Source organism: Phyllobacterium sp. UNC302MFCol5.2 (assembly GCF_000686005.1).
In the GTDB taxonomy this organism is placed as follows: domain Bacteria; phylum Pseudomonadota; class Alphaproteobacteria; order Rhizobiales; family Rhizobiaceae; genus Phyllobacterium; species Phyllobacterium pellucidum.
On the sequence record NZ_JMLL01000010.1, the window covers coordinates 843,182 to 863,410 of the forward strand.

At 60.3% G+C, this 20,229-nt stretch carries 20 protein-coding genes; 1 reads left to right on the plus strand and 19 read right to left on the minus strand.

Annotation, left to right across the window (positions count from 1 at the left end):
• Positions 1-61: 61 nt before the first annotated feature.
• Both nusA and rimP read right to left on the minus strand, forming a co-directional pair.
• The gene (nusA, locus tag BR48_RS0106070; protein ID WP_027230474.1) at positions 62-1,666 is read right to left on the minus strand and encodes a transcription termination factor NusA; all 1,605 of its coding nucleotides are present in this window, start codon (positions 1,664-1,666) and stop codon (positions 62-64) included.
• Positions 1,667-1,717: 51 nt separating this feature from the next.
• Positions 1,718-2,389, minus strand: coding sequence for a ribosome maturation factor RimP (gene rimP / locus BR48_RS0106075; protein ID WP_027230475.1), 672 nt, complete (start codon positions 2,387-2,389; stop codon positions 1,718-1,720).
• A gap of 271 nt (positions 2,390-2,660) precedes the next feature.
• On the opposite strand from rimP, the gene BR48_RS26435 reads away from it, so the two are divergent.
• Entirely contained in the window at positions 2,661-2,825 is a 165-nt protein-coding gene (locus BR48_RS26435; protein ID WP_172982540.1) for a hypothetical protein, read from the plus strand.
• Between the two features lie 29 nt (positions 2,826-2,854).
• On the opposite strand, the gene BR48_RS0106090 is transcribed toward BR48_RS26435, so the two are convergent.
• The 17 genes from BR48_RS0106090 to BR48_RS0106170 form a co-directional block, all read right to left on the minus strand.
• Positions 2,855-4,372, minus strand: coding sequence for a tripartite tricarboxylate transporter permease (locus tag BR48_RS0106090; RefSeq protein ID WP_027230477.1), 1,518 nt, complete (start codon positions 4,370-4,372; stop codon positions 2,855-2,857).
• A 14-nt stretch (positions 4,373-4,386) separates the two neighbouring features.
• Positions 4,387-4,869 carry a tripartite tricarboxylate transporter TctB family protein gene (locus tag BR48_RS0106095; RefSeq protein WP_027230478.1) on the minus strand — a complete coding sequence of 161 codons (483 nt, stop codon included), beginning with the start codon at positions 4,867-4,869 and terminating at the stop codon, positions 4,387-4,389.
• Positions 4,866-5,816 (minus strand): tripartite tricarboxylate transporter substrate binding protein, encoded by a 951-nt coding sequence (locus tag BR48_RS0106100; protein ID WP_027230479.1) that lies wholly within the window; start codon positions 5,814-5,816, stop codon positions 4,866-4,868. Before BR48_RS0106100 ends, BR48_RS0106095 begins: the two co-directional genes overlap by 4 nt.
• Positions 5,817-6,071: 255 nt before the next feature.
• On the minus strand, positions 6,072-6,770 hold the full coding sequence (locus tag BR48_RS0106105; protein ID WP_027230480.1) for a tRNA (guanine(46)-N(7))-methyltransferase TrmB: 699 nt from the start codon (positions 6,768-6,770) through the stop codon (positions 6,072-6,074).
• Between the two features lie 19 nt (positions 6,771-6,789).
• The gene (gene metK / locus BR48_RS0106110) at positions 6,790-8,055 is read right to left on the minus strand and encodes a methionine adenosyltransferase (protein WP_036813956.1); all 1,266 of its coding nucleotides are present in this window, start codon (positions 8,053-8,055) and stop codon (positions 6,790-6,792) included.
• A gap of 176 nt (positions 8,056-8,231) precedes the next feature.
• A complete protein-coding gene (locus BR48_RS0106115; RefSeq protein ID WP_027230482.1) occupies positions 8,232-8,642 on the minus strand; it encodes a helix-turn-helix domain-containing protein in 411 nt (136 codons plus the stop codon).
• A gap of 100 nt (positions 8,643-8,742) precedes the next feature.
• On the minus strand, positions 8,743-10,332 hold the full coding sequence (gene lnt / locus BR48_RS0106120) for an apolipoprotein N-acyltransferase (RefSeq protein ID WP_027230483.1): 1,590 nt from the start codon (positions 10,330-10,332) through the stop codon (positions 8,743-8,745).
• Between the two features lie 57 nt (positions 10,333-10,389).
• Complete coding sequence (locus tag BR48_RS0106125) at positions 10,390-11,475, minus strand: hemolysin family protein (RefSeq protein ID WP_027230484.1); 1,086 nt, start codon at positions 11,473-11,475, stop codon at positions 10,390-10,392.
• Positions 11,476-11,480: 5 nt separating this feature from the next.
• Entirely contained in the window at positions 11,481-11,978 is a 498-nt protein-coding gene (gene ybeY / locus BR48_RS0106130; protein WP_245273356.1) for an rRNA maturation RNase YbeY, read from the minus strand.
• Between the two features lie 16 nt (positions 11,979-11,994).
• Positions 11,995-13,014, minus strand: a complete 1,020-nt coding sequence (locus BR48_RS0106135; RefSeq protein ID WP_027230486.1) for a PhoH family protein — start codon at positions 13,012-13,014, stop codon at positions 11,995-11,997.
• Between the two features lie 27 nt (positions 13,015-13,041).
• A complete protein-coding gene (miaB, locus tag BR48_RS0106140; RefSeq protein WP_027230487.1) occupies positions 13,042-14,481 on the minus strand; it encodes a tRNA (N6-isopentenyl adenosine(37)-C2)-methylthiotransferase MiaB in 1,440 nt (479 codons plus the stop codon).
• Positions 14,482-14,492: 11 nt separating this feature from the next.
• Positions 14,493-15,338, minus strand: coding sequence for a lysophospholipid acyltransferase family protein (locus tag BR48_RS0106145; protein WP_051614611.1), 846 nt, complete (start codon positions 15,336-15,338; stop codon positions 14,493-14,495).
• A gap of 1 nt (position 15,339) precedes the next feature.
• Positions 15,340-15,843 carry a ribosomal protein S18-alanine N-acetyltransferase gene (gene rimI / locus BR48_RS0106150; RefSeq protein ID WP_027230489.1) on the minus strand — a complete coding sequence of 168 codons (504 nt, stop codon included), beginning with the start codon at positions 15,841-15,843 and terminating at the stop codon, positions 15,340-15,342.
• Entirely contained in the window at positions 15,840-16,523 is a 684-nt protein-coding gene (gene tsaB, locus BR48_RS0106155; RefSeq protein WP_027230490.1) for a tRNA (adenosine(37)-N6)-threonylcarbamoyltransferase complex dimerization subunit type 1 TsaB, read from the minus strand. Before tsaB ends, rimI begins: the two co-directional genes overlap by 4 nt.
• 58 nt (positions 16,524-16,581) lie before the next feature.
• A complete protein-coding gene (locus tag BR48_RS0106160; protein ID WP_027230491.1) occupies positions 16,582-17,397 on the minus strand; it encodes a DUF2066 domain-containing protein in 816 nt (271 codons plus the stop codon).
• 36 nt (positions 17,398-17,433) lie between these two features.
• On the minus strand, positions 17,434-17,943 hold the full coding sequence (locus tag BR48_RS0106165; RefSeq protein WP_027230492.1) for a DUF3859 domain-containing protein: 510 nt from the start codon (positions 17,941-17,943) through the stop codon (positions 17,434-17,436).
• A 10-nt stretch (positions 17,944-17,953) separates the two neighbouring features.
• Complete coding sequence (locus BR48_RS0106170) at positions 17,954-20,131, minus strand: malate synthase G (RefSeq protein WP_155810817.1); 2,178 nt, start codon at positions 20,129-20,131, stop codon at positions 17,954-17,956.
• Between the last annotated feature and the right edge of the window lie 98 nt (positions 20,132-20,229).

The window sequence follows — 20,229 nt, forward strand, 5'->3', positions numbered from 1 at the left end:
GCCCTTCGATAATCCCGCATGACCCTTCCCGAATAGTCATGCAACTTTTCGGGATCGAAGGTCAGCCGGCAACCTCTTCGTCGGAGGTGGCTTCCGCCGCCTCTTCCACAGCAAGGTCCTCTTCCGTGATCCAGCCTGCCTTCAGACGCGCGGCGAGGACCATTTGTTCCGCATCAGCGCGGCTGACATCAAACTGCGACAGGATGCCGGGGTAGTTGACCGTTTCGCCATCCTTGCGTTCGCGCCAGCCGGTGAGTTCGTCGACCGCATAGCCTGCGAAATCCTCGACCGTCTTGACGCCGTCTTCACCGACCGCAACGAGAATGGCATTCGTCATTCCCGGCAGATCGCGCAATTCGTCGGAAACACCGAGTTCCTTGCGGCGCACATCCCGCTCTTCTTCGATGCGGGCAAGGTATTCCTGGGCGCGCTGCTGGATTTCAGCCGCCGTTTCCTCGTCGAAGCCGTCGATGGAGGAAATGTCGTCGCTATCGACGTAGGCAATTTCCTCGACGCTGGCAAAGCCCTCGGAAGCAAGAACCTGGCCGACCATTTCATCGACGTCCAGCGCCTCCATGAAGAGGTTCGAACGTTCGACGAATTCCTTCTGGCGGCGCTCGGATTCTTCCTGCTCGGTGAGGATGTCGATATCCCAGCCTGTCAGCTGTGAAGCAAGGCGGACGTTCTGGCCACGACGACCGATCGCAAGTGATAGTTGGTCATCCGGGACCACAACTTCAATACGTTCGGCATCTTCATCGAGAACAACCTTGGCGACTTCGGCCGGCTGCAGCGCGTTGACGATGAAGGATGCAGGCTCCGGCGACCACGGAATGATGTCGATCTTCTCGCCCTGCAACTCGCCGACGACCGCCTGAACGCGCGAACCGCGCATGCCGACGCAAGCGCCGACGGGGTCGATGGACGAATCGCGCGAGATCACGGCGATCTTGGCGCGCGAACCCGGATCACGGGCAACCGACTTGATTTCGATGATGCCGTCATAGATTTCCGGCACTTCCATGGTGAAAAGCTTTGCCATGAATTGCGGATGCGTGCGGCTCAGGAAGATCTGCGGGCCGCGCTGTTCGCGGCGCACGTCGTAGACATAAGCGCGGACGCGGTCGCCATAGCGGAAGGTCTCGCGGGGGATGAGTTCGTCGCGGCGGATGATAGCTTCACCGCGGCCGAGGTCGACGATCACATTGCCGTATTCGACGCGCTTGACGCTGCCGTTGATGATTTCGCCGACACGATCCTTATACTCGTCATACTGACGATCGCGCTCGGCTTCGCGAACCTTTTGCACGATGACCTGCTTGGCGGACTGGGCGGCAATACGGCCGAAATCCATGGGCGGCAGCTGATCGGCGAGGAAATCGCCGACCTGCGCATCGGGATTGCGGTCGCGCGCGGCATCCATGCCGATCTGGGTGACCGGGTCTTCTACCGCATCGACCACTTCAAGAAGGCGCTGCAGCTTGATTTCGCCGGTTTTGGCGTTGATGTCGGCGCGGATGTTGGTTTCCTGGCCATAACGCGAGCGGGCGGCCTTCTGGATGGCATCGGCCATTGCCGCAATGACGATCTCGCGGTCAATCGACTTCTCGCGCGCTACCGCGTCAGCGATCTGCAGAAGTTCTAGCCTGTTAGCACTGACTGCCATTTTCTTCTCCTTGGGTTCACCGCCGCGCTTCTCCCGCTGGCGTATGAAAGATCAATTCTTCTTTGTTTGTTCCTGGTCGGCGGCGGGCGTCTCATCGCTCGCTTCAGCCGCGTCCGCGTCGTCATCCGCGATGCGGCCTTCGCGCAGATCCTTGTCACGCCGCAGCGCGTCGCGGATAAGGTCGTCGGTCAATACCAGCCGCGCATCCGCGATCAATTCGAACGGGATTTCGACCACTGGACTGTCGCCATAGCTTGCCTGATCGCTTTCGACGGTAACCGCTTCATCAGATACTGCAGCGATGCGGCCGCGAAACTTCTTACGCCCCTGGTGGACCGCTGAGGTATCGACCTTGACGATATGACCGGCCCAGGTGGTGAAATCCGACTTGCGGACCAGCGGGCGATCGATGCCGGGCGATGAAACCTCGAGATGGTAGTGGCGATCGATCGGATCCTCGACATCGAGCACCGGCGACAAGGTGCGGCTGACCAGTTCGCAATCCTCGACGGTCATGGTGCCGTCATTGCGCTCGGTCATGATCTGCAGGGTCAAGCCGTTAAGGCCCGTCAGCCGGACCCGGACCAGCCGGAAGCCTATCGAAGTCAGGACCGGCTCGATGATACCGGCGACACGCGCATCAACCCCGGTTTCGGTAATGATCCGCTCGTCGGTCGCGCCGCTTGCGGCTGCTTCCTGTTGTGTATTGGCGCTTTCAGTCACGCAGAAATGTTCCTTGTTTCGGCCTTAAGAAACAAAAAAGAGCGGGACCGGTCTGGACCCACTCCTGTTCTATCGACCAAGAATATGACTTCTATATACCGAATTGCCGTTAAGGTTTCAAGCGCCGAGACGCATTTCATCTCCTGGTACACGGCAGCGTGCATTGCAATGCATTTGCGCATGGCTGCCTTGCAGCATCGGGCCTAACGGTGACGGCTCAGCGATCCTATCTTTGTGGCATCGCAGCATGGATGCGAGAAGGATGGAAAAAATGACCAGGAAAAATCAAACCAGCAGGATCGGCCGCTTCTTCAACGTATGGGGCAGCGCTGTTGCCGTGGCATCGGCCACGCGCACCGGCTACCAGCCGGCCGCCTCGGATCTGCGTGCGCTCGGCATCGATCCGGTTCAGTTCAACGCGATCCACCGGAACTAACAGTCCCGGCGGATCATCGATGACGCTGATCAGTCCTCGTTAGCCGCGAGGGCCGACAGGACCTTGCCTTTGCCGCGTGCCCGCATGATGAGCGGCACCACGACGGCGCAGACAGCGAGCAGCAGCAGGATCACCGCGATCGGCGAGTGCACGAGCACCGTCGGATCGCCCTGGCTGATGGCAAGAGCGCGGCGAAGCTGCTGCTCGGCCATCGGTCCGAGGATTAGCCCGACGACGACTGGCGCGATCGGATAGCCGAAGAGACGCAGCACATAGCCGAGCACGCCGAAAGCCAGGAGCATGCCGAGCTCGAAGGTCGATGGGTTTGCCCCAATCGTACCAAGCGTCGCGAAGACCAGGATGCCGGCATAGAGCCAATGCCGCGGGATCGACAGCAATCGTACCCACAGCCCAACAAGCGGCAGGTTCAAGACGAGCAGCATGAAGTTGGCAACGAGCAGGCTCGCAATCAAACCCCAGACGATCTGCGGATTGTTCGCAAACAAGAGCGGCCCTGGCTGCAAGCCGAACTGCTGGAAGCCGGCGAGCATGATCGCCGCCGTCGCGCTGGTCGGCAGGCCGAGTGTCAGAAGTGGTACGAGCGTACCGGCGGCGGATGCATTATTGGCGGCCTCCGGACCGGCCACGCCTTCAATAGCGCCCTTGCCAAACTCCTCCGGCCGTTTTGCCAGCTGTTTTTCCACCGAATAGGACAGGAATGTGCCGATCTCGGCACCGCCGGCTGGCATGGCGCCAATCGGGAAGCCGATGGCGGTTCCGCGCAGCCATGGTTTCCACGAACGCGACCAATCCTCGCGGCTCATCCACACCGAGCCCTTGACCGGCTCGATCTTCTCTTCAGCGGTGGTGCGCGAGGCGGCAACGGCCAGGGTTTCGCCGATGGCAAAAAGCGCGACCGCGAGTGTCGTCACCTCGATGCCGTCGAGAAGATCCGGAATGCCGAAGGCGAGACGCGCCTGCCCGGTTTGCAGGTCGATGCCGACAAGTCCCATCGCAAGGCCGAGGAACAGTGCCGTCAAGCCGCGCAACGTCGAATCGCCGAACGCGGCCGAGACGGTCATGAAGGCAAGGATCATCAGGGCAAAATATTCGGCGGGGCCGAACGAAAGCGCGAACTTGACAATGGTCGGCGCAATCAGCGCCAGCGCCATCGTCGCTATGAAGCCGGCAACGAACGAACCGATAGCAGCTGTCGCCAGCGCCGGACCACCGCGCCCGGCCCGCGCCATCTTGTTGCCCTCGAGCGCAGTGACGATCGAGGCGCTTTCGCCGGGCGTATTCAGGAGGATCGACGTCGTCGAACCACCGTACATGCCGCCATAGTAGATGCCGGCGAACATGATCAGCGAGCCGGCTGGATCGAGCTTGTAGGTAACGGGAAGGAGAAGCGCCACGGTAAGCGCCGGTCCGATGCCGGGAAGAACGCCGACGGCAGTGCCGAGTGTTACGCCAATCAACGCATAGAGCAGATTGAGCGGCTGCAGGGCAACGGCGAAACCATTTGCCAGAAGAGTGAAACTATCCATAGCCGAACCTGCTTCTAAATGAGGCGTTCAAGGGGTCCCGCGGGCAGCGACAATTGAAGTCCCTTGGCGAAGATGACCCAGATAACGAAAGACAGAACAATGCCGATAGGAATCGTGAGCCAGAGCGGTCCACGTCCGAATCCCCGCGCAGTCGCTGCAAAGAGCAGGCCTGTCGCAATGGCAAATCCGGCAATGTGAAGGAGCAGCATCTGCGCCGCGAGGCCGCCAACGATCCAGACGATCGGGCCAATCTGTTGTTCTTCCCGTTCGGGAAAATCACCGCGAACCGCTTCAAACGCCGTCCAGATCGCCAAAACGAAGAGGCACGCGGCGATTGCATAGGGAAATGCTCCGGGACCTATCCGGGTCGCGCTGCCGCCACGGGCAGTGGCGGTGCTGTAGACGATCACAGCCGCAATGATTGCCAGAACGGCTGCGATAACCAGCGCCGCCCGGTCAGGGCGGCGCGTTTCGGTGCTCGGTGGCTGTTGCGTCATTTGACGAGACCAATGTCTTTCAGGATCGTGGAGGTTGCCTCGGTATCCTTCGCCAGCTGCGCCTTGAATGCGTCACCGGCGAGATAGGTGTCAGCCCAGCCCTTGGCCTTCAGCTGCTCCTGCCAGGTCTCCGACTTTACCAGCTTTTCGATATCGGCATTGATCGCAGCTTCCTGCTCGGCCGAGATGCCGGGAGCTGCGGCGACCATGCGCCAGTTCTGGATCGCGACGTCGACGCCGCCTTCCTTGAAGGTCGGCGCATCGATGCCTTCGACCTTCTGTTCGCTGGAAATGCCGATGATGCGCAGCTGACCCGCCTTGATCTGCGATTCAAATTCGCCGTAGCCGGAAATACCAACGGTCACCTGGCCGCCAAGAATAGCTGCCAAGGCTTCACCGCCACCGGAGAATGCGATGTAGTTGACCTTGGTCGGATCGACGCCGGCCGCCTTGGCAATGAGGCCTGCGGTGATGTGGTCGGTACCGCCGGCCGAGCCACCGCCCCATGATACTGAGCCGGGGTCAGCCTTGAGCTTGGCAACGAGATCAGCCATCGACTTGATGGGCGATGCCGCCGGCACAACCAGCGCCTCATATTCGCCGGTCAGGCGGGCGATTGGCGTCACCTGATCGAGCGTAACGGGCGATGCATTGGTGAGAATCGCGCCGACCATGACGTAGCCGCCGACGATCAGCTGCGAAGGATCACCCTTGGCGGAATTTGCGAACTGTGCGAGGCCAATCGTGCCGCCCGCGCCCGGGACGTTCACGACCTGAACGCTGCCGGAAATCTTCTCGTCCTGAAGGGCCGTCTGCAAGGTGCGCGCGGTCTGGTCCCAGCCGCCGCCCGGCGCTGCCGGTGCCATGATCTTGTAGTCGGCCGCAAAGGCCTGACCGGAAAGCGCCAGCGCCCCGGCTGCAACAAAAGCGAGCAATATCTTACGCATTATAAAGTTCCTCCCATGACGGCCATCAGCCATCTGCGCCTATCGATTTCGAGGTCGCGGGAAGATCGACAATCGAGCCTCTGAATTGACGGTCAGTCAAATCCAAACGCTCAACAATAAAAGCTGACAGCCTCCCAGCGGTCTCCTCACCGTCGAAATGATACTAGAAAACTGTCAGGAAGCTGTCACGCGAAATGGCGGCCGGTCGGCCGATCACAGCGTTTCTTGCCTTAACAGAACCGTTCAGGACCTGCTCTAGACCCTGACGAATGTCAGATAGGCGCCGATCCGGCCCTCGCGATGCGCCTTCTGCTCGTAACGTGTGCCCGGCCAGGCCTCGTAGGGCGTATGCCAGTCGGCCGCGTTTTCAGCCTGCCAATCGAACCCGCCATGGGCCCGGCAATGCTGCAATGTCCAATTGACGTAGGTATCTATGTCGGAGGCGAAGCGGAATTTGCTGCCGGGCTTCAGGACCCGGGCAAAGCGGTCGAGGTTTTTCTGGCTGACGAAACGCCGCTTCCAGTGTTTCTTCTTCGGCCACGGATCGGGGTAGAAGAGGTCTATGCCGTCGAGCGAGGCTTCCGGCAGCCAGTCGAGCACTTGCGTCGCGTCGTCATCATAGAGGCGGATGTTCCGCAACGGCTCGTCATGCAGATCGACCACCAGCTTCGCCATACTGTTGACGAAGGGCTCGACGCCGATGAATCCGGCCTTCGGATGCCGTGCTGCTTCGTGCAGCAGATGTTCGCCGCCCCCGAAGCCGATTTCCATCCGCACTGCGTCGACCTCCGCAGTAAACAGCGTGCGGAGGTCGTCAGGTGCAGGTGAACCAAGATCGAGTTTCAGGAGCGGCAGCAACTCGTCGCGAATGGCTCGCTGCATCGGGCGAAGCGTCTTGCCGGCTCTTCTGCCGAAGAATGCCTCAGTTGAACGTTCTCGCCTTGGCTCGGTCATGGTAGGCAATGCTGGCCGCTCAGACGGCCAGTGCTGACTTCAATTGCTTGGCGAGATCGGTCTTCTCCCACGAGAAGGACCCATCGCGGCCGGGCTTGCGACCGAAATGACCGTAGGCCGAGGTCTTGGCATAGATCGGCTTGTTAAGGTCGAGGTGCTTGCGGATACCCGATGGCGAAAGGTCCATGACCTTGCGCAGCGCTTCCTCAACCGCATCTTCCTTTACCTTGCCCGTGCCGTGCAAATCGACATAGATCGACAGCGGCTGCGCCACGCCGATGGCGTAGGAAAGCTGGATAGTGCAGCGATCGGCAAAGCCGGCGGCTACGACATTCTTGGCAAGATAGCGGGCTGCATAGGCAGCGGAACGGTCGACCTTGGTCGTGTCCTTGCCCGAGAAAGCGCCGCCGCCATGCGGCGCAGCACCGCCATAGGTGTCGACGATGATCTTGCGGCCGGTCAGGCCAGCGTCGCCATCGGGACCGCCGATGACGAACTTGCCCGTCGGGTTGATGTACCAGGCGCAATCGTCGGCGATCTTGAGATCACCCAGCGCTTCACGGATATAGGGCTCGACGACCTTGCGAACCTTTTTCGAGTCCCAGCTTTCATCCAGATGCTGGGTCGAAAGCACGATCTGCGTCGTCTCGGCGGCAACGCCGTCGACATAACGCACGGTCACCTGGCTTTTCGCATCCGGGCCGAGCTTGGCGGCATCGCCTTCACCCTTATGACGTGCAGCGGCAAGAATCTCGAGGATCTTGTGGGAATAATAGATCGGAGCCGGCATCAGGTCAGGGGTCTCGCGGCAGGCGTAGCCGAACATGATGCCCTGGTCGCCGGCGCCCTCTTCGCCCTGGCGGTCGGATGCATTGTCGACGCCCTGGGCAATGTCGGCCGACTGCGGATGCAGGAGGACGTCAATCTTGGCCGTCCTCCAGTTGAAGCCGTCCTGCTCGTAGCCGATATCGCGGATGGCGCGGCGTGCCGCAGCGCGGAAGCGGGAAGGATTGATGACTGGATGCCCCTTGGCGTCCTTTACCACTACGCCGCTCTTGTCTTTCTTCAACAGCGTGTCCGGAACACGTACTTCACCGGCAATGACCACGCGATTGGTGGTTGCCAGGGTCTCGCAAGCAATTCGCACAGTCCACGGGTCAACGCCCGTCTTCTTTGCCTCTTTATAGATCATGTCGACGATTTCGTCGGAGATGCGGTCACAGACCTTGTCTGGATGTCCTTCCGATACGGACTCACTGGTAAAAAGATAAGAACTGCGTGTCACGGGGAACCCCTCTTGAAAGCAAACGAAAGCCCACCAGACCAAGTCCAGTCTGGGCCGCATAGTCTTTGCCAAGCCAAAGTGGATCAGTCAATTGCTTTCATTTTCAAACATTCGGGGGACCGGGAATTTTTTTCCCGCCCCCTCCCGCCCCCAAAAGGCGTAATGCGTCGATGAAATCAATCTTCCTCTAGGCCGAGTGTACGCACGAGATCGAGAATTTTGCGCCTGACCTTGGCATCGGTGATCTTGGCAAAGGCCCGCGCAAGCTGAATCCCTTCGGAACTGTTCAGCAGACCGACCACATAGGTCGTCTCGCTCTCCTCGTCGAACCCCTTGGGCTTGTCATCCTGCCCGGGCATGTCGTCGAAGAAAAACGTTACGGGAACGTTGAGAACATTGCCGATCGCCTGCAACCTGCTGGCACCGACGCGGTTCATCCCCTTCTCGTACTTCTGGATTTGCTGAAAGGTTATTCCGAGGCTGTCGCCAAGCTTTTCCTGGCTCAAACCGATCATATTGCGACGCAATCGAATCCTTGCGCCAACATGTACATCCACCGGATTTGGTCTCTTCTTATTATCAGACATGAAAATCTCATTCGTATTTAAATTGAACTAAAAAAGAATTTTATCACTAATGTATCAACGCACCAAATGGGGCATCATTGACAGGACAGGGCTTAAAATGTCAACCAACCCTTGTCCTCTGGCGCGAAAAATACGCTAGCGTTGCAAGCAAAGCAAGCCCCAACACAATCGGAAATTGCAGCTTGCGAGCGCACTCACCAAGCGGTAGCGCCACCTTTGACGGCAGGATGGAATCCGCCACACCCACGGCATCCAGCGCGAGCCCGTCGATAATGCGGCCATAGGGGTCGACGGTCGCCGAAAGCCCGTTATTCGCCGCCCGGATCATCGGCAGGCCTTGTTCCACCGCGCGCAATTGCGCCTGGCGAAAATGCTGGTAGGGACCGGGCGTATCGCCATACCAGGCGTCGTTGGTGACGTTGACGATCGCGTCGGCGCGCGGACCATCATAGCCCATTTCTGCCGGGAAGATCGCTTCGTAGCAAACGAGCGGCAGGATTTGGAAACCATCCTTCACGGCCAGCGAGCGACGGTTCGAGGCAGCGCTAAAGCCGCCCGGAAGTTCCACGACTTCACTCACGCCCAGCCTGCGCAGTACATTCTCCATCGGCACATACTCACCAAAAGGCACGAGATGGACCTTGTCGGCGGCGCCAATAATTTCACCATCGCTGTTAATGGCATAGATCGCGTTATAATAGAGGGGGTCTACCCCTTCGCCCCTACTCTCCATGCGGACGGCCCCGGCAAGCAGGATCTGGCCGTCGTCGAGCTTGTCGGCAATCGCACCGAGGACTTCCGGCGACTGCGGCAGGACGTATGGAACAGCCGTTTCCGGCCAGACAATGATCTGCGGCTTCGGCTTGCCGTCCTTCGGCGTTTGCGCCGTCAGGGCGAGATGCTGGTCGAAGATACTGCGCCGCGCATCATCGTCCCATTTCAGATTCTGCTCGATCGAAGGTTGGACGATACGCACGAGCGGCCCTTTTGCATCGACGGTCGCTGTCGACAGCCGCCAGGCGCCATAGCCCACATGCGCGGCAACGAGGAGCAGTGCGAGCCCCAGTCCGGTCTTCAGATCGCGGCGGCCCGATAGCAGAGCCGGCATGGCGAAGACGATCACGGCAAGCACGTTCATTGCAAGAAGGCCGACGATCACGGATGACTGCATGAGCAGTGGTACGGGCATCGCCGCGTAGCCTATGGCGTTCCAGGGGAAGCCGGTGAGCACAAACGAGCGCAGCCACTCGGCAATGCCAAATCCGACGGCCAGCGCGAAAATTCGCCCCAGTCCGTCGCTCCACAACAGGCGGGCGATCGCGGCGGCAAGGGCATAGAAGATCGCGAGAACCGCAGGCAGGCCGAGAATGGCGAGAGGCACGGCCCAGGCGAAATTCTCCGCATCGACGAGGAGCGCGTTGCCGATCCACCAGAGGCCAAGCACGAAATAGCCGAAGCCAAACCACCAGCCGACCATGGCGGCCGGAAGCAGTCGGCGGATGGGGCCGGCGTCAGCATTGTCGACAGCGCCATCGATCAGCCAGACCAATACGGGAAACGAAACGAGACAGACCGCAAAGAAATCATAGGGCGGCAAGGCAAAGCTTGCGAGCCCGCCCATGAGAAACGCCAGCAGGATACGCTTCCAGCCCGACACGAGAATGATTGTTCCGGCCAGACGCTCGATCATGCCTTGCCCCACGACTTCCGATTTGACGTCAGTCTTAAAAGGTGAGGCTTGCGTCAATCATTCGTCCGTTTCTGCGGGTTGGTCTGCTGCATCCTGCCGTACGGTGCGCGGTCGGCGGTCCGCATGGCGCAGGGGCACAATGCGCACCTTGCGAATGCGGCGTGGATCGGCCTCAAGCACATGGAATTCATAATCGGGGACGGCCTGCAGCATCTCGCCGCGAACCGGGATGCGGCCGAGGATCGAGAAGATCAAGCCGCCGACCGTATCGACGTCCTCACCGTGCTCGCCGACGACAAAAGCAGGCCCTATTTTCTGCGACACTTCATCGAGGTCGGCCCGTGCATCGGCAACGAAAACGCCTTCTGGCTCCTCGATGATCATCACCTCGTCATCATCGTGCTCGTCCTCGATATTGCCGACCACCATCTCGACGATGTCCTCAAGCGACACCAGCCCATCGGTGCCGCCATACTCATCGATGACGAGTGCGATCTGAATACGCTGCGCCTGCATGCGTGCCATCAGGTCGTTGGCAAGCATGGACGGCGGAACGAAGAGAATTGGCCGCATCAGGCTGAGGTCTGCAATCGTCTTGCCAAGATCGACATGGGATAGATCAAGCTTTGCCGACACGGGCGGTTTTGTGCGAGCGGCACCACGCCGCGGCGCCTTTACGCGCGAACTCCGAGTTATGTGATTCACCACATCGCGGATATGGACCATGCCGCGAGGGTCATCGAGCGTTTCGGAAAAGACCGGCATGCGCGAATGGCCGGATTTCTCGAATACTTCGAGGAGATCGCCGAGAGTCGTTGATATATCGACTGCCTCAATATCGGCGCGGGGAATCATCACATCCTCGACGCGCAATTCGCGCAGCCGCAGGATATTGTGCAGCATGGCGCGTTCTTCCGGCGAAAACGCCGTGTCGCCGCTATGATCTTCCGCCAGCGCCGCGTCGAGATCTTCTCGCAAGGTCGTGCCCGGGCGGGCGCGCAGGAAAGGAAATATGGTTGAAAGGAGCGAGCGCTTTTCTGGGCCTTGCGCTCTGGTGCTACTTTGCCCTTCGGCATCACTCTCCTGCCCCGTAACCCCTCGTGCAGGCGCGGCAGGATCGTTCTGGTGCGACGTGTCAGACATGGTCCTCAATCGGATTGATCGTCAATGACGGATAGCGCATATGGGTCCGGGATTGCAAGACGCGCCAGAATTTTGCACTCCAATCCCTCCATTTCCTCGGCTTCCGCATCGGAGAGGTGATCATACCCCAGGAGATGCAGAAATCCATGCACAACAAGATGGGTCAGATGGTGGTCGAAAGGCTTTTCCTCATCGGAGGCTTCCCGCGCCACGGTCTCGCGGGCAATGACGATATCGCCAAGCATGGGCCCGGGCTTCTGTCCCGGTTTGAGGGTGAATGCCGGAAACGACAGCACGTTGGTCGGCTTGTCCTTGTCCCGCCAGTCGCTGTTCAGTTCCCTGATCGCGGCGTCGTCGGTAAAGACAAGGCTGAGTTCGCTCACCGGCTGCTCGCCGCCGTCAAGCTCGTCCCAGGCGGCCGCGATAGCGCTTGCCGATAACTGGCGAAGGCTGGACTCGTCGGCCCAGCCTTCCGTTTCCACCAATATGTCGATATCGATCACGATCGTGTCGCCAAGCTCAGGGCTTCGCGCCTTCCTTGTCGTAGGCCCGTACGATTGCCGCAACCAGCGGATGGCGCACCACGTCGACATCCGTAAAGCGAACGGTCACGATGCCGCTGACGCCGTCGAGGATACGCAAGGCTTCCACGAGACCCGACTTCTGGCCGGGCGGCAGATCGATCTGGCTTGGATCGCCGGTGATGATCATGCGGGCATTTTCACCAAGGCGCGTCAGAAACATCTTCATCTGCATCGATGTCGTATTCTGCGCTTCATCGAGAATGATGGCAGAATGGCCAAGCGTGCGCCCTCGCATGAAGGCGAGTGGGGCGATTTCGATTACCCCGGCGGCAATAGCCCGCTCGACCTTGTCAGCCGGCATCATGTCATAGAGCGCATCGTAGAGCGGGCGCAGATAGGGATCGACTTTCTCCTTCATGTCGCCGGGCAGGAAGCCGAGACGTTCGCCTGCTTCGACTGCCGGACGCGAAAGAATAATGCGGTCGACAAGTCCGCGCTCAAGCAGCATCGCGGCATGGGCGACGGCAAGATAGGTCTTGCCCGTGCCTGCCGGTCCGACGCCGAAGACCAGTTCAGACCGGTCGAGCGCGCGCATATAGGCGTCCTGCGTCGGCGTGCGCGCGAAAATCGTCTTCTTGCGGGTCGATATCTGGGCAGCAGCCATCTTGCTTTTGTTTTCCATGGTCGGGAGCGTCAACTGATCGTCGGCGGCGATCGCCATGCGCAGCGCGCCATCGACATCGGAAGCAGAAATATCATGTCCCTTCTGCAATTGCTCGTAGAGATGGTCGAGCGTCCGGCGCGCCTGCTCAGTTGCAGTGGGTTCACCGCGAATGGCAAGCTGGTTGCCTTTCGAGCGGACATCGACGCCAAGCTTTTGTTCTATACGGGCGAGATTTTCATCGAATTGACCGAAAAGCGCGCTTGCCAAACGGTTATTGTCGAATGTCAGTACGATATGGGCCAGATCCGAGGCCCCTGAGGGAGCGGGTTTCAGCTTTTCGGTGGCGTTCAAACGGCTCTCCTAACGAAGTGTTCAGCCCTATATAGTCCCATTCCTCTGCGAGTTCATCTCCCGCACGCCAATCAGGCTGTTCGTGCCCGTGTCGATGATTCGTACGTTGATAATGTCGCCGATTCGACCGCCGTGTACATCGATAATTACAGGTTGTAACCAGGGAGATCGTCCGACCATCTGTCCGGGCAGGCGGCCAGCCTTTTCGATCAGAACATCCATGTTTTTGCCGATGAGGCTGCGCTGAAACGCATATTGCTGTTCCGTGAGGAGGTTCTGCAACCGCTGCAACCGTTCATCCTTGACGCTTTCCTTGACATGATCCTCCATGTCGGCGCCAGGCGTGCCCGGGCGGGGCGAATATTTGAACGAATAGGCGGCAGCGTATGTCACGTCGCGTACGATCTGCATCGTCGCCTCGAAATCTTCTTCGGTCTCCCCGGGGAAGCCGACGATGAAATCGCCCGATAGGGCAATATCCGGCCGTGCCTGGCGGATACGCTCGATAAGACGCAAATAGTCCTCGCCCGTGTGCTTGCGGTTCATCGCCTTGAGGATGCGATCTGAGCCCGACTGAACCGGAAGATGCAAATAGGGCATCAGCATATCGAGATCGCGGTGCGCCTCGATCAGGGCATTATCCATGTCGCGCGGGTGGCTGGTGACATAACGCAGGCGGGCAATGCCGGGGATTTCGGCAAGGCGGTAGAGAAGTTCGCCAAGTCCCCATTCGCGCCCGTCGGCGCCTTCGCCGTGCCAGGCATTCACATTTTGCCCGAGGAGCGTCAGTTCGCGCACGCCCGCATCGGCAAGTTTCTCAGCTTCCTTCACAATCTGGGCGACCGGCCGTGACACTTCCGAGCCGCGCGTGTAGGGCACGACGCAGAAGGTGCAGAACTTGTCGCAACCTTCCTGGACCGTGAGGAAAGCGGTGACGCCGCGGCTCCGGGTCTGTTCCTTGGGCGGCGCCGGCAAGTGGTCGAACTTGTCCTCGATCGCGTATTCGGTCTCGACGACGCGCTCGCCCTGGCGCACGCGCGCCAGGGCCTGCGGCAGCCGGTGATAGGTTTGCGGTCCGACGACGAGATCAACGACCGGCGCGCGGCGGGTGATTTCGTTGCCCTCCGCCTGCGCGACGCATCCCGCCACCCCGACCGTCAATTCGCGGCCTTCCCTGGCGCGCGCATCCTTCATCTTGCGCAGCCGCCCGAGCGCCGAGTAAAGCTTTTCCGAAGCCTTCTCGCGGATGTGGCAGGTGTTGATGAGCACCAGATCGGCGTCATCGGCGCTGTCGGTCTGGCTATAGCCCTCGGCGGCAAGGCTGTCGGCCATGCGCTGGCTGTCGTAGACGTTCATCTGGCAGCCATAGGTCTTCACAAAGACCTTGCGCGTGTTCGGCTGCGCCGGCGAATGCGTCGTTGCTCCGGAAGCGGTCTCCGGCTCGTGATTGATACTGATATCGTCCATGGGCGAGGCTTCTAGCCGTTTTTGGCCGCCTTGAGAATAGGCTCGGCGTCGCTTTCCGACGTGTCGAGGAAGTCGCGCCCCATCAGCGAGCTGTGCACCATGGCGCGCACGCGCTCTTCGGCCGTTCGCGCCAATGCCTTGCGGTCGCTCCTGGCATCGATCACCACCGGCTCGCCGAACCAGACGTCGACATCGACTGCGCCTTCCTTCAGAAGGCCTATGAGGCTCGGCCCAAGTGCGACATCGCCCGGCCACGCGACGATCGGACGATGGGTGCGCCCCATCGGCATGCCATGGATGCGCGTATAGGCGACGGCCACGGGTTGCACGGTCACGGTTTCGGCATCGGTATCGCGAATTGCCACTTGCGCCGCGCCGAAGAGCGAAGTCTTGAAGGGCAATACGCGGTTGCCATCGGAAGTCGTACCCTCGGCGAAAAGCACCATGGCATCGCCCGCGGCAAGGCGCAGCGCGATTTCGCTCGCCTGATGGTGAGTCTTGCCGCGTTTCTCCCGCTCGATGAAGACAGTGCGTTGCAGCTTGGCGAGCATGCCGAAGAGCGGCCACTTGGCCACCTCTGCCTTGGCAATGAAGGCCATCTTGCGCAGCGAGCCGAGAATGACGATGTCGGTCCACGACGTATGGTTGGCGGCCAGAAGCAGCGGACGGCCTTTTGCCATATCGCCATGAACATGGATGCGGAAGCCAAGCAGGCGGCATACGATGCGGTGAAAGAGCATTGGGGTCCCGGCGCTCGGCCCGACACCTGTCTTCAGAAAGATGAATTGCGCCGGCACCAGCAGAATAATCGCAAGAACGAAGACGGTGGACGTCAGGGCGAAGCGCAACCAGGCCATTTCAACGTCCCGGCTTGAGATCGCGGCGCATCGTCAGGGCCGATGAGCGGCCGCTCGACGTTTCGTAATATCCCGGCCGCTTGCCGACCTGCTTAAAGCCGAGGCGGCGGTAAAGCGCAACGGCGGGGCCATTGAGTTCGTCGACTTCCAGAAAAAGCATGCTTGCGCGCGCATTGTGAAGATGGCGGAGGATCGCATCCATCAAGGCATGGCCAAGGCCCCGCCGCTGCGCCGCAGGCGCGACGGCAATCGTCAATATTTCGGCTTCATCCAGCACCAGGCGCGCGAGAACGAAGCCGCCCGGCTGGGCACGGCGATTGCCCTCCTCGCGGGCGACGAACCCGAACACATTCTCATCGACCAGGAGAGCGTGAAAATCTTCGTCGCTCCAGGGCTGGCGGAAGGTCAGCCCGTGAATATTTGCGATCGCGGCAGCGTCGGCGCGCGCGAGCGGCTCGATGACGAAACTGCGCGGACGCAGATTGTCGAACGGAAAGCCGATCATTCGGTTAGCTTCCTCTGCATGACGAAACCCTGCTGCGGCTTGACGTCGAGGCCGCGCAGATAGAGCGGCTTCGGCGCCTCCGCCGGGGGCTCGCCTGCCGCGCCAAGGCGGGCAAAGGCCTCGATGCTTCCAGTCGCTTCCGTTGTTGCGACATCGAAGGGCTTATCCCGCCCCTCATTGACGAGCAGAGCGCCGGAGCCGGAAAGCACCATGTCACGCCCGGCCAATTCATCCAATATTGCCGGCAAATCCGTCACCATCGGTTTGGATATTGCCACCCCGTCTTTGCCGTAGAATTGGGCGTAGACCTCGTCGCGCCGGGCATCGATGATAGACAGGACCGGTCTTCCGGGAAAGGTTCGGGCACCGTCGAAGGCGAGCGCCTGCAAGGTGCTGATGCCGATAACCGGGCATTTAAGCACAAGCGCAAAGCCCCGTGCCGTCGAGACCCCCACCCGAACGCCAGTAAACGAACCGGGGCCGACGCTGACAGCAATCCTGCCGATGTCTGTAAGCTCGACGGCGGCACCATGCAAAGTCTGCTCAATTGCGCCCATTAGCCGCTCGGCATGGCCCTTGCCGATATCCTCGCTGTTCGAAGCCAGCACCACTCCCGTTTCGACATCGAAAACGGCAACGGAGCACAGATTGGCAGCGGTATCGAGCGCAAGCAATTTCATGCGCCTTCGCCTAAACAAGAATCAGCCAGCAAACAAGTGGGCGTGGTGCGTGCATTCGCTACGGCGGCCCGTTCCCTGACAATATCTGCGCTGCGCCGCGCATGCCGTTGCGAAATGCATCGTCGAAGCCAACGCCTTTGATCTGCCAGCGGAAGGGCGTGCCACGATAGTCTATACGCCAATCAGCGATCCATCCGAGTGCGGAATCGCTCCAGCGCAGATCGCCGGCAAGCGCGACATCGCCCCCGGCATTGCGCGCCGCGGCATCGGACACAGAAAGGTCGGCGCTCGGCAGGGTCTCGGCGTTCAGTTCGTACTTTGTGAGTTGCGCAACAGTCGGCAACGCCACGGGCAAGCCGACCTTCCGGGCGGCCGCTGCCAGCGAACTGCGCATATCCGGTTCCTTCGAACCATCCTCAGCGAGCGCGAAACTTTCCTTTCGTCCGACAACATCGAGAAAGACAACGATACGCGGGCGCGGATCAAGCCAGGCTTTTCGTCCGAGCGAGTGCAACAGCGCATCGATCCTGGCCGGATCGAAACTGACGGTCAGGTCATGCGGGCGGTCATATGTCCCTTGCTCGTCATGGATCGGCACGCCGGACATGCGGTCGCGATACTGATAGGTCGCGACAAACTGCGCCGCTTGCTGTTTCAGCGCCGCGATCTTCGGGTCGCCCATCAGCCTTGGGTCGCCAGAGACCTTGACGAGCACATCCTCGAAAGTCTGAGCAAGCCCGATGGACCGGCTGGCTTCGCCCTTCCCCGAAACGACTGCGCTTGCCTGATAGAGATCGCCGTTGGCGGCCAGCGCCGCACCGCGTGCGAGCAAGACGGTCAATAACAGACCGATCGGACCCCACTGGCGAAACATCGCGGCCAACACCCTCCAGATTTTTTCGGTATTCTATCAGGAAATGGGGCAGCTCCCAGTCGAAACGGTGAAGGTCTTCGATGCGAGCTCGCTCCCCGCAAGGTCCCGCAGCGAGATTTTCCAGCGGCCAGGCACCAGCTCGAAATTTTCTTCAAACACCCAGCCGGCGTAGCGGCGGGCGAGGATGGCACTGTCCGGCCAACTGCTGTGTTCCATCGCCCGGCCGTCCGGGGTCCTGATGAGCGGATGATCCACAACGACCTTAATCGGAACCACAGACGCCTCGCCGGTATAGGCTGCCCGATAGACAATGCCGAAGCTCGTTCCGATACAGGCGTGAATTTCGTTCGCTCGCGTCACATCGACCGGTCCTTCGACGAGGCGATTGATGCCCGTCGGCGTATCCGGCGAAACCTCGGAACCAACCTCTTTTGCTGCGGTCAGGCCCCAATCGACAATCTCGATGACAGGTTCTTCCGCCGCGCCAACCGGTCCGGCCATCAAAAGGATGGCCCCAGCAAGCAAAGCGCGGCGGAAAGTTTCCATCTTTTCCTGTCTATGCCGCCTTTGCCTTGGCTTTCAGTTCGAGGCGGCGACGATGCAAGACCGGTTCCGTATAACCGTTCGGCTGTTCGCGGCCCTTGAAGACGAGGTCGCAGGCGGCCTGGAATGCCACGGACCTATCAAAATCGGCGGCCATCGGCTGATATTGCGGGTCGCCAGCATTTTGCTCATCAACGATCGCGGCCATGCGCTTCAGCGTGTCCAGCACCTGCTTTTCGCTGGCAACGCCGTGGTGCAGCCAGTTGGCGATGTGCTGCGCCGAAATGCGCAGCGTCGCACGGTCTTCCATCAGGCCGACATTATTGATGTCAGGCACCTTCGAGCAGCCTACGCCCTGGTCCACCCAGCGCACGACATAGCCGAGGATGCCCTGCGCATTGTTGTCGAGTTCGTGCTGGATGTCTTCCGGCGTCCAGTTCGGCCGCGATGCGACCGGAACCGAGAGGATGTCACTGAGCTTTGCCCGCGCGCGCTGCTTCAATTTGGCCTGAACCTCGGCCACATTGACCTTGTGATAGTGCGTCGCATGCAGCGTCGCTGCGGTCGGCGACGGCACCCAGGCGGTATTTGCGCCGGCCTTCGGATGTGCGATCTTCTGCTCGAGCATGGCGGCCATGAGGTCGGGCATGGCCCACATGCCCTTGCCGATCTGCGCATGGCCGGAGAGGCCGCATTCGAGACCGACATCGACGTTCCAGTTCTCATAGGCGCCGATCCAGGACGCCTGCTTCATGTCGCCCTTGCGGATCATCGGGCCCGCCTCCATGGAGGTGTGTATTTCATCGCCAGTGCGGTCGAGAAAACCGGTATTGATGAAAACGACGCGTTCCCTGGCGGCGCGGATCGCCTCCTTGAGGTTCACCGTGGTACGACGCTCCTCGTCCATGATTCCCATCTTGATCGTATTCGGTTGAAGGCCAAGCAGCGCTTCGACCCGGCCGAACAACTCCGCCGCAAACGCGACTTCTTCCGGTCCGTGCATCTTCGGCTTGACCACATAGATCGAGCCGGCACGGGAATTCATGTGGCGACCGTCCTTGCCGATGTCATGCAGGGCAGCAAGCGTCGTGATCGCCGCGTCCATGATGCCCTCGGGGACCTCGTTGCCGTCACGGTCGAGGATGGCAGGGTTGGTCATCAGGTGCCCGACATTGCGGACAAGCATCAGCGAGCGGCCCGGCAATGCGAGCTTCTGACCGTCCGGGCCAATATATTCGCGGTCTGGGTTGAGCTTGCGTGTGACGGTCTTGCCGCCCTTCTCGAACGTATCGGAAAGGTCGCCGTTCATCAGGCCCAGCCAGTTGCGATAGACGACGACCTTGTCTTCCGCATCGACCGCGGCGACGGAATCCTCGCAGTCCTGAATCGTCGTTACTGCGGACTCAAGAACCACGTCGGCGATGTGCGCAGGGTCGGTCTTGCCGATGGGATGGTCGGGGTTGATGACGATCTCGACGTGGAGACCATTCTTGACGAGCAACACTGAAGTCGGGTTTGCGGGTTCGCCGCGATAGCCCGCGAACTGGGTAGCGTCGACGAGTTGCACCTTTTTGTCGTTTGCCGTCAGCACCAGCTTGCCGCCTTCGATGGCGAGGCCTGTGACATCGGCCCATTGTGCGCCCGCCAGCGGGGCGCTTTCATCAAGAAACGCTTTCGCCCATGCGATGACCTTCGCACCGCGCGCCGGATTGAATGCCTTGCCCTTCTCGGCCCCGCCATCGTCGGATATGGCGTCGGTTCCGTAGAGGGCGTCGTAGAGCGAGCCCCAACGCGCATTGGCGGCATTGAGGGCATAGCGCGCATTCATGACCGGTACGACCAGCTGGGGACCGGCAATGACTGCGATTTCCGGATCGACATTATCTGTCGTCACCGTAAAGGCGCCACCTTCCGGCAGGAGGTAGCCGATTTCCTTGAGGAACACCTCGTATTCTTCCTGGCTGTATCCGCTGTCGCGCTTTTCCTTGTAGAAGGCGTCGAGCTTCGCCTGGAATGCATCGCGCTTGGCCAGAAGTTCGCGGTTTTTCGGCGCAAGGTCGCTGACGATCTGCGCAAAGCCGGCCCAGAACTTCGTCGCATCGACGCCCGTCCCCGGGATGGCCTCATCGACCACGAAGTCATAGAGCTCCTTCGCTACCTTCAAGCCATTGATTTCGATGCTTTCGCTCATGATCGGTTCCTCGTCTTTACGTGATCCTACCCTTGATCATATAGAAGCATTCCCCGTCAATTCATCAATAGTGCACAGGATTTGTGCCGTAGCGGATA

Bases quoted from the DNA above. Each gene is read 5' to 3' on its own strand.
- BR48_RS26435 (WP_172982540.1), top strand. From the start codon at position 2,661: ATGACCAGGAAAAATCAAACCAGCAGGATCGGCCGCTTCTTCAACGTA.
- miaB (WP_027230487.1), bottom strand. From the start codon at position 14,481: ATGGACGATATCAGTATCAATCACGAGCCGGAGACCGCTTCCGGAGCA.
- BR48_RS0106115 (WP_027230482.1), bottom strand. From the start codon at position 8,642: ATGTCTGATAATAAGAAGAGACCAAATCCGGTGGATGTACATGTTGGC.
- rimI (WP_027230489.1), bottom strand. From the start codon at position 15,843: ATGATCGGCTTTCCGTTCGACAATCTGCGTCCGCGCAGTTTCGTCATC.
- BR48_RS0106145 (WP_051614611.1), bottom strand. From the start codon at position 15,338: ATGGCCTGGTTGCGCTTCGCCCTGACGTCCACCGTCTTCGTTCTTGCG.
- BR48_RS0106165 (WP_027230492.1), bottom strand. From the start codon at position 17,943: ATGGAAACTTTCCGCCGCGCTTTGCTTGCTGGGGCCATCCTTTTGATG.
- BR48_RS0106090 (WP_027230477.1), bottom strand. From the start codon at position 4,372: ATGGATAGTTTCACTCTTCTGGCAAATGGTTTCGCCGTTGCCCTGCAG.
- nusA (WP_027230474.1), bottom strand. From the start codon at position 1,666: ATGGCAGTCAGTGCTAACAGGCTAGAACTTCTGCAGATCGCTGACGCG.
- BR48_RS0106105 (WP_027230480.1), bottom strand. From the start codon at position 6,770: ATGACCGAGCCAAGGCGAGAACGTTCAACTGAGGCATTCTTCGGCAGA.
- BR48_RS0106100 (WP_027230479.1), bottom strand. From the start codon at position 5,816: ATGCGTAAGATATTGCTCGCTTTTGTTGCAGCCGGGGCGCTGGCGCTT.
- BR48_RS0106125 (WP_027230484.1), bottom strand. From the start codon at position 11,475: ATGTCTGACACGTCGCACCAGAACGATCCTGCCGCGCCTGCACGAGGG.
- BR48_RS0106170 (WP_155810817.1), bottom strand. From the start codon at position 20,131: ATGAGCGAAAGCATCGAAATCAATGGCTTGAAGGTAGCGAAGGAGCTC.
- tsaB (WP_027230490.1), bottom strand. From the start codon at position 16,523: ATGAAATTGCTTGCGCTCGATACCGCTGCCAATCTGTGCTCCGTTGCC.
- BR48_RS0106160 (WP_027230491.1), bottom strand. From the start codon at position 17,397: ATGTTTCGCCAGTGGGGTCCGATCGGTCTGTTATTGACCGTCTTGCTC.
- BR48_RS0106095 (WP_027230478.1), bottom strand. From the start codon at position 4,869: ATGACGCAACAGCCACCGAGCACCGAAACGCGCCGCCCTGACCGGGCG.
- lnt (WP_027230483.1), bottom strand. From the start codon at position 10,332: ATGATCGAGCGTCTGGCCGGAACAATCATTCTCGTGTCGGGCTGGAAG.